The sequence below is a fragment of the Bradyrhizobium sp. STM 3843 genome, assembly GCF_000239815.1.
Taxonomy (GTDB): domain Bacteria; phylum Pseudomonadota; class Alphaproteobacteria; order Rhizobiales; family Xanthobacteraceae; genus Bradyrhizobium.
Map to the genome: position 1 here is coordinate 1 of NZ_CAFK01000131.1, position 10395 is coordinate 10395.

The 10395-nt window shown below is 63.9% G+C and carries 13 protein-coding genes; 4 read left to right on the forward strand and 9 right to left on the reverse strand.

The features are described from left to right. A partial coding sequence (locus BRAS3843_RS16105) for a response regulator (protein WP_035981868.1) occupies nt 1–709 on the forward strand: 709 nt, incomplete at its 5' end. A 97-nt stretch (nt 710–806) separates the two neighbouring features. Here BRAS3843_RS16105 and BRAS3843_RS16110 read toward each other — a convergent pair. Together BRAS3843_RS16110 and BRAS3843_RS16115 are read right to left on the reverse strand one after the other, a co-directional pair. Continuing rightward, nucleotides 807–1796, reverse strand: a complete 990-nt coding sequence (locus BRAS3843_RS16110; protein WP_008970012.1) for a tripartite tricarboxylate transporter substrate binding protein — start codon at nt 1794–1796, stop codon at nt 807–809. A gap of 102 nt (nt 1797–1898) precedes the next feature. Further along, a complete protein-coding gene (locus BRAS3843_RS16115) occupies nt 1899–2822 on the reverse strand; it encodes a LysR family transcriptional regulator (RefSeq protein ID WP_008970013.1) in 924 nt (307 codons plus the stop codon). A gap of 144 nt (nt 2823–2966) precedes the next feature. Here BRAS3843_RS16115 and BRAS3843_RS16120 point away from each other — a divergent pair, with 144 nt between their 5' ends. The 3 genes from BRAS3843_RS16120 to BRAS3843_RS42510 all read left to right on the forward strand — a co-directional run bounded on the left by BRAS3843_RS16120 (nt 2967) and on the right by BRAS3843_RS42510 (nt 4604). After that, complete coding sequence (locus BRAS3843_RS16120) at nt 2967–3665, forward strand: pirin family protein (protein WP_008970014.1); 699 nt, start codon at nt 2967–2969, stop codon at nt 3663–3665. An 85-nt stretch (nt 3666–3750) separates the two neighbouring features. Further along, on the forward strand, nt 3751–4350 hold the full coding sequence (gene wrbA / locus BRAS3843_RS16125; protein ID WP_008970015.1) for an NAD(P)H:quinone oxidoreductase: 600 nt from the start codon (nt 3751–3753) through the stop codon (nt 4348–4350). 122 nt (nt 4351–4472) lie between these two features. Continuing rightward, a complete protein-coding gene (locus BRAS3843_RS42510) occupies nt 4473–4604 on the forward strand; it encodes a hypothetical protein (protein WP_277996482.1) in 132 nt (43 codons plus the stop codon). A gap of 15 nt (nt 4605–4619) precedes the next feature. On the opposite strand, the gene BRAS3843_RS16130 is transcribed toward BRAS3843_RS42510, so the two are convergent. From BRAS3843_RS16130 to BRAS3843_RS16160, 7 genes are all read right to left on the reverse strand, one after another. After that, the gene (locus BRAS3843_RS16130; RefSeq protein WP_008970016.1) at nt 4620–5222 is read right to left on the reverse strand and encodes a DUF1080 domain-containing protein; all 603 of its coding nucleotides are present in this window, start codon (nt 5220–5222) and stop codon (nt 4620–4622) included. A 110-nt stretch (nt 5223–5332) separates the two neighbouring features. Beyond that, nucleotides 5333–6826, reverse strand: a complete 1494-nt coding sequence (locus BRAS3843_RS16135) for a sodium:solute symporter (RefSeq protein ID WP_008970017.1) — start codon at nt 6824–6826, stop codon at nt 5333–5335. Next, the gene (locus tag BRAS3843_RS16140) at nt 6823–7017 is read right to left on the reverse strand and encodes a DUF3311 domain-containing protein (RefSeq protein WP_008970018.1); all 195 of its coding nucleotides are present in this window, start codon (nt 7015–7017) and stop codon (nt 6823–6825) included. The genes BRAS3843_RS16135 and BRAS3843_RS16140 overlap by 4 nt, the downstream gene beginning before the upstream one ends. Nucleotides 7018–7110: 93 nt before the next feature. After that, the gene (locus BRAS3843_RS16145; protein ID WP_008970019.1) at nt 7111–7971 is read right to left on the reverse strand and encodes a D-amino-acid transaminase; all 861 of its coding nucleotides are present in this window, start codon (nt 7969–7971) and stop codon (nt 7111–7113) included. Nucleotides 7972–8150: 179 nt separating this feature from the next. Beyond that, on the reverse strand, nt 8151–8882 hold the full coding sequence (locus BRAS3843_RS16150; protein WP_008970020.1) for an amino acid ABC transporter ATP-binding protein: 732 nt from the start codon (nt 8880–8882) through the stop codon (nt 8151–8153). A gap of 9 nt (nt 8883–8891) precedes the next feature. After that, entirely contained in the window at nt 8892–9584 is a 693-nt protein-coding gene (locus BRAS3843_RS16155) for an ABC transporter permease subunit (RefSeq protein WP_008970021.1), read from the reverse strand. Beyond that, nucleotides 9585–10316 (reverse strand): amino acid ABC transporter permease, encoded by a 732-nt coding sequence (locus BRAS3843_RS16160; protein ID WP_008970022.1) that lies wholly within the window; start codon nt 10314–10316, stop codon nt 9585–9587. Nucleotides 10317–10395 lie beyond the last annotated feature (79 nt).

Below are 10395 nucleotides of genomic sequence, written 5' to 3' on the forward strand. Positions count from 1 at the left end.
CAATGCGACGCTGGGTGAGCCGGCTTCGCCCGAAGAGCCGGCCGCTGGCGATTACGTCCAGATCTGCGTCACCGACACAGGCTGCGGCATGAGCCCGAGCGTCCGTGCGCGCGTGTTCGAACCGTTCTTCACGACCAAGGAAATCGGCAAAGGCTCGGGGCTCGGCCTCAGCCAGGTGCTCGGCTTTGCCAAACAATCCAACGGAGGGATTCGGATCGACACCGTGGAGGGCCAGGGCACCTCGATCTGCATCTTCCTGACGCGCTCGGATCTGGCGGAAGATCGGGCCGAGACCGCCATATCGTATGACAGCGCAACGGCACAGACGCCAGCCCGCATCCTGATCGTCGACGACGACGACGCCGTGCGCCAGATTGCCGCCGATATCCTGCGCGATCGCTCCTACGATGTCGTCGAGGTCGGCAGCGCCGGCGCAGCTTTCGACGTGCTGCAATCGCAGACCAATATCGACCTGCTGCTGCTCGACTTCGCGATGCCGGGCATGAGCGGCGCCGAAGTGGCGCAGCGCGTCCGCACCCGCTATCCCCGACTGCCAATTCTGTTCGTGACCGGCTACGCCGACCGCGCGACGCTTGCCGGCATCAACGAGGCACAAACCATCGGCAAGCCGTTCCGCGGCGAGGACCTTTGCATGAAGATCGCTTCGGCGCTGAACCGTTATATGAGCGCAGCCGAGCGACCGGTATGACGCGCTCAACGCGTCCGCTTCCAGACGTTGCTGACTGGAAAAGCCCAGGCATCTACAGCAGCCGCGCCTGAGGTGCGCGCGAAATTCTGTTGGCCCCCTACTCCACCCGCCCGATTCGCTTCACTGCTGCGATCAGCCGGGCGCTGTCGGTTGCGACGAACTTCGTAAAATCCGGCGCATCGAGATAGGCCACCACACTGCCGGCGGCTTCGAAGGACTTGACCACCTCCGGGCTGGTCGTGGCCTGCGCCATCGCTTCGCGCAGCCGCGTCATGATGGGGTGCGGGAGCGCACGCGGCGCGAACAGTCCGGCCCAGATGTACATCTCGACATCCTTATGGCCGAGCTCGATGAAGGTCGGAGTATCAGGAAAAGTCGGAATGCGCTCGGCGCCCCAATTGGCGAGCACGCGCAGCCGGCCGTCATCGACCTGCGGCTTTACGGTGCCGGGGGCGGCGGCCATCGCCTGCACTGTACCGCCCAGCAGCGCGGTCAAAGCGGGACCGCCGCCGCGAAACGGCACGTGCAGCAATTTGATGTCGGCACTCGCAGCAAACATCTCCATCGCGACATGCAGCACGCCGTACGGGCCGGATGAGCCGTACGGAATCTCGCCGGGACGCGCTTTGGCGTCTTCGACGAACTCGGCGAGCGTCTTCCAGGGCGAGGAGGCCGGCACCGCAAGCAGGGTCGGATCGGCCAGCACGCGCGCAATCGGCGCGAACTGCGCGACTTCATAGGCCACCGGCCGGTTGAACAGCCGGTCGGCCTCCGGCAACACGGCCAGCGACGACAACGTCATCAACAGCGTATAGCCGTCGGGCTCGGCGCGCGCTGCCTGTGCATTACCCACCGAGCCGCCGCCTCCGCCGGCGCGGTTGTCGACGATGACGGGCTTGCCGAGAACGCGCTGCAGCGCCGCAGCGACCGGACGCGCCGCGAGGTCGGCCTGGCCGCCGGCCGGAAACGGCACGATCATCGTGATATTGCGGCTGGGATAGGTGTCTTGTGCAAGAGCGCTCCCGCCAAGCGCGTCACCGAGTAGCGGCACAGCGGCCGCGGTGCGCAGAAAATCGCGTCGGTTCATCGATCGTCCTCCCCCTTTCGTTAATTTGAGGGAAGCCTACTCCGAACGACGGACATCCGTCAGCATGCACTGCTGTCGACCGCAGCGCAAACAGCGCAGCAATCATGCTTGCGCCGCCCTGCCCTTTCTTCCCTTCACCAACTCCCGGACCAGAAAATCTGCCAGCACCTCGACCCGCGCCGGCCGCGGGCCGCCGGGCGGCATCACCAGATGCATCGCGCCTTCGGCTTGCGTCCAGCCCTTCAGGATCACCTCGACCTGGCCGGAGGCGATCGCGTCGCCGATGATGAAGTCTGGCAGGTCGGCGATACCGAGCCCGGCAATGACGGCCGGCAACACCGCCTCGCCGTTATTGACGCGCAACTGCCCGGCGGGACGCACGCTCGCCTGCTCGCCGGCGGCGTTGGTGTAGTGCCAGACTCCGGCTGTCGCGAGGTAGGCGTAGCCAAAGCATTTGTGCTCGGCGAGATGCATCGGATGGGTGGGGCGGCCGTAGCGCTTCAGATACGATGGCGCCGCAACCGTGTAGCGCGGGATGGCGCAGAGCCGACGCGCGATCAACGAGGAATCCGGCAACCGCGCAATCCGAAGTGCCAGATCAAAGCCCTCTCCGATAAGATCAACGGTAGCGTCACTCAGATGCAGATCGATCGAGACTTCCGGATATTGTTCCAGGAAGGCAGGCAGCAGCGGCGCGATCTTCTTGACGCCGAAGGTCATGGGCACCGCGAACCGCACCAGCCCGCGCGGCACGACGGACTGGGCGAGCGCTTCGGTCTCCGCCTCCTCGCCGTCGGCGAGCAGCCGGATCGCACGCTCGGACAAGCGCTGTCCGTCATCCGTCAGCGCCAAGCGGCGCGAAGTGCGGTTGAACAGCCGCGTGCCGAGCCGCTCTTCGAGCCGGCTCACCGCCTTGGAGACGGTGGCTTTCGACAGCGCGAGGTCCTGCGCGGCGGAGGCGAAAGAGCGCTGCTCGACCACCTTGGCGAAGATCGCCATTGCTTCGAAGTCGGGGAGTTTTGCCATCTGACCAAAGGTCGTTTTCGGAAACAATACGTTTCAACAGTTTCTATTTCTATACCGCAATAGAGCGCTTATCCCAAGGCCCAACGACGCGCCCCGAAGCACCCTCGCTCCGGCACCCGCGTTTGGATCACAAGGAGCAGTTCAATGATCGAACTCAGGCCATTTTCAAAGCTGGGCGGCGCCGACCACGGCTGGCTGAAGGCCAAGCATCATTTCTCGTTCGCGAGCTATTACGACCCGAGCAACATGGGGCACGGCGCGCTCCGGGTATGGAATGACGACGAGATCGCGCCGAATACCGGATTTCCGGCTCATCCGCATGCCAATATGGAAATCATCACCTATGTCCGTGAGGGGGCCATCAGCCACCAGGACAGCCTCGGCAACAAGGGCCGCACCGAGGCGGGCGACGTCCAGGTGATGAGCGCGGGCAGCGGCATCCGGCACTCAGAGTACAATCTGGAGCCGACCACGACCCGGATCTTCCAGATCTGGATCGAGCCGACCACGGACGGTGGCCAGCCGACCTGGGGCGCCAAGCCGTTCCCGAAGGCGGACCGCTCCGGCAAGCTGGTGACGCTGGCCAGCGGCTTCGAGGGCGACGGTGACGCGCTTCCGATCCGGGCCCAGGCGCGCGTGCTCGGCACGACGTTGAGAGCCGGCGAGTCGGCCGAGTATGCCGCGGACAAGTCCCGCCACATCTATCTCGTGCCGGCGGCCGGCAGCATCGAGGTCAACGGCATCCGAGTCAATGCCCGCGACGGCGCTGCGATCCGGGACGAAGCCACGTTGAAGATCACCGCACTGGAGGATTCAGAGCTGGTGCTGGTCGACGCCGCCTAACCCAATACGCCCCATCGTCATCATGGCCGGACTATCCGGCCATGACAGGCCCTTTCCGCTCAAAGTTCAACTCCGGAGCATCCAAATGACCAAGGTTCTCGTCCTCTATTACTCCGCCTACGGCCACATCGAAGCCATGGCCAATGCGGTGGCGCAAGGCGCGCGCGAAGCCGGCGCCACCGTCGATATCAAACGCGTGCCGGAACTGGTGCCTGACGACGTCGCCAAGGCCTCGCACTACAAGCTCGACCAGGCCGCGCCGGTCGCCAAGGTCGAAGAGCTCGCCAATTACGACGCGATCATCGTCGGCACCGGCACCCGCTTCGGCCGCATGGCCTCGCAGATGGCGAACTTCCTCGATCAGGCAGGCGGCCTCTGGGCCAAGGGCGCGCTCAACGGCAAGGTCGGCGGCGCCTTCACCTCGACGGCGACCCAGCACGGCGGGCAGGAAACGACGCTATTCTCGATCATCACCAACCTCCTGCATTTCGGCATGACCGTGGTCGGCCTCAACTACGGCTTTGCCGGCCAGATGAAGCTCGACCAGATCACCGGCGGCTCGCCCTATGGCGCGACCACGATCACCGGTGGCGATGGCAGCCGCCTGCCGAGCGAGAACGAGCTGGAAGGTGCGCGCTATCAAGGACGCGTGATTGCGGAGACCGCCAAGAAACTACACGGCTGAGCTCCACGGCTGAGCTCGAACGCTAAGCTCCACGGCCGATTGCATGGCTGATGCGATAAGGGCGGCACTTCTGCGTCAGAAGCGCCGCCCCATTTGACCGGCACGGGGGAAAGGAGACCGCGATGCTTGATTTGTTGATGTTCGCGCAAATGGCTCGCAACCCGCTGCAGGTGATGGCGCGCCGCTGGTATTGCAGGAGCCTCTACCGCGCCACCCGCGGTCAACGCCGCTGCCCGGAATGCACCGCGGCCTAGCCGCGTGGCCGCGCCTCACAGCGGCTTGATCTGCACCTTCCTGAACTTCACCACGCCAGCACCATACTGCAGAGCAATCGGCCCGCTGGCATGCTTGGTGTCGTCGGCCTCGGCGGTCTTCTCGCCATTCAGAACAACGGTGAGGTGGGGCCCCTTCGCCGTGATCTCATAGGTATTCCACTTGCCGCCCGCCTTGGGCATCGGATCGACCTTGGAGACATCGACGATCGCGCCGGTGCCGTATTTCGGATCCGGCCGCTTGTCGAACACGTTCACCTCGTAGCAAATGTTCGAATCGATCTTGTCGGACTGGTCGCAGCGGATGAAGATGCCGCTGTTGGCGGCGTCATCGACCCAGAACTCGGCCCTGATCTGGAAATCCTTGTAGGTGTTCTTGGAGACCAGATAGGACAGGTCCTTGCCATCGAGCTTGTCGGCGGTCAGCACGCCGTCCTTCATCTCCCAATTGGCTTTTCCGACCTCGGTCCAGTCGCCTTTGTTCGAGCTGTCCAGTAGCGTGATCCAGCCGTCGTTGTCGGCCGCAGTCGCCGCGCCAAACCGAAACACGGCGGCACCGATCAAAAGCCCGGCCCCGAGCATGGTCAGACCAGAACGCATCGAAACTCTCCCAGCAATTTTTTGCACCTGATGACCGTGCCAGCAGAATAGCAAAGCGTGCCACAATGCAAGCGGGGTTCGATGCTGCAGCTGCGCTGTTGGCCGGCCTGTCACGAGCGAACCGCAACCTCCGGTGCCGGCGACGTCCGGCTCAGGACAGCGCTGACGACGACAGCGACCGCGACGTTGATGAGCAGCGCGCCGAGAGCAACATAGAACGAATAGCTCGTGCCATCGAACGTAATGCTCGCCAGCGGCTTCAGACCGTTGCTCCAGGCCGTCCACGAGCCCCAAGCAATGCCAACCGCCCAGCCAAGCAGCAGTGCTTCGGCGCGAAACCAGCGTGTGACCAGGGCGAACACCACCGCCGGGAAGGTCTGCAGGATCCACAGGCCGCCCAGCAGCTGCAGGTCCAGCGCATATTGCACCGGCAAGAACAGCGTGAAGGCGAGCGCGCCGAACTTCACGATCAGCGAGGTGATCTTGGCGACATTGGCCTCGCCGGCATGGCTGATCGCGGGATTGACATAGGCCTTCCACACATTGCGCGTGAACAGATTGGCCGCGCCGATGCTCATGACGGCCGCCGGCACCAGCGCGCCGATCGCAATCGCAGCGAAAGCGAAGCCGGCGAACCAGGACGGAAACAGCGTCTTGAACAGTTCCGGCACCACCTCGTTCGGCGAGCCCACCTTGATATGCGCGGCATGGGCCATGTAGCCGAGCAGCGCGATCAGGCCGAGCAGCAACGTGTAGGCCGGCAGCAGGATCGCGTTCTTGCGGATCGTGTTGGCGGATTTGGAGGCGAATACCCCGGTCAACGTATGCGGATACATGAAGGCGGCGAGCGCCGAGCCGAGCGCAAGCGTCGCATAGGGCAGATATTGTCCCGGCTTGAGGAGCAGGCCGGTGGCACCGCCCTTGGCCCGGAAGGCGTCGTCGGCGGCCGAGAACACGGCACCGTACCCGCCGAGCTTGGCCGGCACCACCACGACCGCAGTCAGCACCACGATATAGATCATGATGTCCTTGACGAAGGCGATCAGCGCCGGCGCCCGCAGGCCGGAATTGTAGGTATAGAGCGCCAGGACGATGAAGGCGGCGATGATCGGCCACTCGCCCTGAAGGCCCATGGTCTTGATGACCGCACCCATGCCGACCAGCTGCAGCGCGATATAGGGCATGGTGGCGACCATCCCGGTCAACGCCACGGCCAGTTCAAGGCCGCGCGACTGATAGGTGCCGTGCACCACATCGGCCGCCGTGACGTAGCCGTTGCGGTGCGCCAGCTTCCACAGCGCCGGCATCGCCATGAACACGAACGGGTAGACGATGATGGTGTAAGGCAGCGCAAAGAAACCGTAGGCGCCGACCGCATAGACCAGGGCCGGCACGGCAATCACGGTATAGGCGGTGTAGAAATCGCCGCCGACCAGGAACCAGGTGATCCAGGTGCCGAACTGGCGGCCGCCGAGCCCCCACTCATCCAGATGCTCGCTGACGGGCCCGGACTTCCAGCGCGCGGCGACGAAGCCCATCACCGTGACCAGCGCGAAGAAGAACACGAAGACGGAGACGGCAACCCATTCGATGTGATCGCTCATCGGCGCGCCTCATTATCGGCGTCGTCGTGCGGCTGGCTGCGATAGACCAGCCAGATCAGCAGCGATGAGATCGGCACCCAGGCGAGCTGATACCAGTAGAAGAAGGGGAAGCCGAACAGTTGGGGCTCGGTGAAGTTGTAGAACGGCACCCAGAGCAATCCGACAAAGGGCAGTAGCAGCAGAATCCGCATCGAACGATCAAACCTCGGGGCCGGATCTGCCGGCCGAACGCCGTGTAACGCGCGAGGCAACCATTGGTTCCGCGCGCGTGACGTCAATCCTGCTCACACCGCAGTGGCGCGGGCGAACTCGATATAGATTTCGCGGAGCCGCATGGCCATCGGCCCCGGCCTGCCCTCGCCGACCGGCTTGCCGTCGATCGAGATCACCGGCTGCACGAACGAACTCGCGCTGGTGATGAAGGCTTCCTTGGCCGCGAGCGCCTCGGCGACCGTGAACAGCCGCTCCTCGACCTTGAGCTGACGCTCCTCGGCCAGCGCCACCACCGCCTTGCGGGTGCAGCCCGGCAGAATGGCGTTGGAGTTCGGCCGCGTGACGATGACGTCATCCTTGGTCAGGATGAAAGCGGACGACGAGCCACCCTCGGTGACATAGCCGTCCTCGATCATCCAGGCCTCGCCCGCGCCGGCAGCGGCCGCCGCCTGCTTGGCCAGCACCTGCGCGAGCAGCGCCACGCTCTTGATGTCGCGCCGCTCCCAGCGGATGTCGGGTACGGTGATGACGCCGATGCCGGCCTTGGCGGAGAGCGCGTTGACGATGTCCTTGGCGGTCACGAACATGACCAGGGTCGACGGTACGTCCCCCTTCGGAAAGGCGAAGTCGCGGCTCTTGTCGGCGCCGCGCGTCACCTGCAGATAGACCATGCCGTTGTCGAGCTGGTTGCGCGCGATCAGCTCTTTCTGCAGCTCCTCGATCCGCGCGATGCTCTCGGGCAGAGCGAGCTGGATCTCGCCGACCGACCGCTCCAGCCGGGCCAAATGCGAGGCGCTGTCGACCAGCTTGCCGTCGAGCACGGCCGCCACTTCATAAATGCCGTCGGCGAACAGGAAGCCGCGATCCAGGATCGAGATCTTGGCCTCGGACAGCGGAACGAACGAGCCGTTGACGTAAGCGATCGGGTCCAAGGCATTCTCCTATGATACTGCCGCGCTCGTATACGCAATTTGCGTCCGCCGATAAATCCTTATCACCGTCATTCCGGGGCGATGCGAAGCATCGAACCCGGAATCTCGAGATTATCTGAGCGCCTCACTTCGGGATTCCGGGCTCGCGCCTGACGGCGCGCCCCGGAATGACGTGCCTGTCAATGCGACAGGATTTTCGACAGGAATTTCTGCGCCCGCTCGCTGCGTGGCTTGCCGAAGAAATCCTCCTTGTCGGCGTCCTCGACGATCTCGCCGCGGTCCATGAAGATGACGCGGTGAGCGACCTTGCGGGCAAAGCCCATCTCGTGCGTCACCACCATCATGGTCATGCCCTCGCGTGCGAGGTCGACCATCACGTCCAAAACCTCGCTGATCATCTCCGGATCGAGCGCCGAGGTCGGCTCGTCGAACAGCATGGCGATCGGGTCCATGGCGAGCGCGCGCGCGATTGCGACGCGCTGCTGCTGGCCGCCGGAGAGCTGCGCCGGGAATTTCTGCGCGTGATCGTTCAGGCCGACGCGCTCCAGGAGCTTCATGGCCTTCGCCGCCGCCTCCTCATGGCCGCGCCCCAGCACCTTCTCCTGTGCGAGGCAGAGATTGTCGATGATCTTCAGGTGCGGGAACAGCTCGAAATGCTGGAACACCATGCCGACCCGCGCGCGCAGCTTCGGCAGGTTGGTCTTGGGATCATTGACCCTGATGCCGTCGACCTTGATCTCGCCCTCCTGGAACGGCTCCAGCGCGTTGACGCATTTGATCAGGGTGGATTTGCCCGAGCCCGATGGCCCACAGACCACCACGACCTCGCCCTTGGCGACGGACGTCGTGCAGTCCTTCAGCACCTGGAAGGCCGGGCTGTACCATTTATTGACGTGGCTGATGTCGATCATGCGAGCAAACTATCTGACGATGGCGATGCGCGACTGCAGGCGGCGGACGCCGAAGGAGGCGATACAGGAGATGGTGAAATAGACCAGAGCGGCGAACAGATACATTTCGACTAGGCGGCCGTCGCGCTGCGCGACCTTGGAGGCGGCTCCGAGGAAATCCGGGATCGACAGCACGTAAACCAGCGAGGTGTCCTGGAACAGCACGATGGTCTGGGTCAACAGCACCGGCAGCATGTTGCGGAACGCCTGCGGCAGCACGACATAGCGCATGGTCTGGCTGTAGGTGAGACCGAGCGCGGACGCGGCGGCCGGCTGGCCGCGCGAGATCGACTGGATGCCGGCGCGCATGATCTCGGAGAAATAGGCCGCCTCGAACAGGATGAAGGTGATCAGCGACGACGCGAAGGCGCCGACCTTGATCGGCCGGGATGCACCGGTCAGCCACTGCCCGATATAGGGAACCAGGAAGTAGAACCAGAAGATCACGAGCACGAGCGGCAGCGAGCGCATGAAGTCGACATAGAGCCCGGCGACCCAGCCGAGCACGCGGTGGCTCGAGAGCCGCATCAGCGCGATCAAAGTGCCGAAGATCAGTCCGCCGGCCGCAGACAGCGCAGTCAGCGTCAGCGTGAAGGTCATGCCGTCGACGAAAAGATAGGCGAGCGAGCGGCGGATGACGTCGAAATCGAGGTTGGCGAACATCTATTTCCCCGTGATGTAGCCGGGGATCGCAACGCTGCGCTCGATCAGGCGCATGACGAACACGACGACGATATTGATGGCGAGATACATCAGCGTCGCGGCGGTGAAGGCCTCGAACACCTGGAACGAAAACTCCTGCATCGAGCGGGCAGCGCCGGTCAGCTCGATCAGGCCGATGGTGATGGCGACCGCGCTGTTCTTGATCGTGTTGAGAAACTCCGAGGTCAGCGGCGGCAGGATGATCCGAAACGCCATCGGCAGCAACACATAGGCGTAGACTTGCATCGTGGTCAGGCCGAGCGCGGTGGCGGCCATCCGCTGCCCGCGCGGCAGCGAGCCGATACCGGCTGCAAGCTGCACCGCGACGCGCGCCGACATGAACAGCCCGATGCCGACAGCGGCCGTGTAGAACGGCGCATTCGGCAGCTGCTTCAGCCACAAGCCGGCCGCATGCGGCAACAGCTCCGGCAGCACGAAGAACCAGAGGAAGAGCTGCACCAACAGCGGCATGTTGCGGAAGAATTCGACATACAGGAAGGCGAACCATCCCGCGGTCTTCGAGGGCAAGGTGCGGAGCACGCCCACGATCGAGCCGCAGATCAGCGCAATCACCCAAGCCGACAGCGAGGTCCAGATCGTGAGCTTCAACCCCGACAGCAGCATGTCGAGATAGGTGCCGGCCCCGGTCGGGTCTGGCTCAAGGAAGATGTGCCAATTCCAGTGATAGTTCACGAAGAGATCCTGAGAGGGATGACCTAAGCTACATCTTCAATGCGAAAGATTTCGAAACTGGGGCCGCGTCGGCGGTGTA

Coding starts and splice junctions, on each gene's coding strand:
- BRAS3843_RS16120 (WP_008970014.1), top strand. CDS start 2,967: ATGATCGAACTCAGGCCATTTTCAAAGCTGGGCGGCGCCGACCACGGC.
- BRAS3843_RS16135 (WP_008970017.1), bottom strand. CDS start 6,826: ATGAGCGATCACATCGAATGGGTTGCCGTCTCCGTCTTCGTGTTCTTC.
- BRAS3843_RS42510 (WP_277996482.1), top strand. CDS start 4,473: ATGCTTGATTTGTTGATGTTCGCGCAAATGGCTCGCAACCCGCTGCAG.
- wrbA (WP_008970015.1), top strand. CDS start 3,751: ATGACCAAGGTTCTCGTCCTCTATTACTCCGCCTACGGCCACATCGAA.
- BRAS3843_RS16110 (WP_008970012.1), bottom strand. CDS start 1,796: ATGAACCGACGCGATTTTCTGCGCACCGCGGCCGCTGTGCCGCTACTC.
- BRAS3843_RS16155 (WP_008970021.1), bottom strand. CDS start 9,584: ATGTTCGCCAACCTCGATTTCGACGTCATCCGCCGCTCGCTCGCCTAT.
- BRAS3843_RS16150 (WP_008970020.1), bottom strand. CDS start 8,882: ATGATCGACATCAGCCACGTCAATAAATGGTACAGCCCGGCCTTCCAG.
- BRAS3843_RS16140 (WP_008970018.1), bottom strand. CDS start 7,017: ATGCGGATTCTGCTGCTACTGCCCTTTGTCGGATTGCTCTGGGTGCCG.
- BRAS3843_RS16130 (WP_008970016.1), bottom strand. CDS start 5,222: ATGCGTTCTGGTCTGACCATGCTCGGGGCCGGGCTTTTGATCGGTGCC.
- BRAS3843_RS16115 (WP_008970013.1), bottom strand. CDS start 2,822: ATGGCAAAACTCCCCGACTTCGAAGCAATGGCGATCTTCGCCAAGGTG.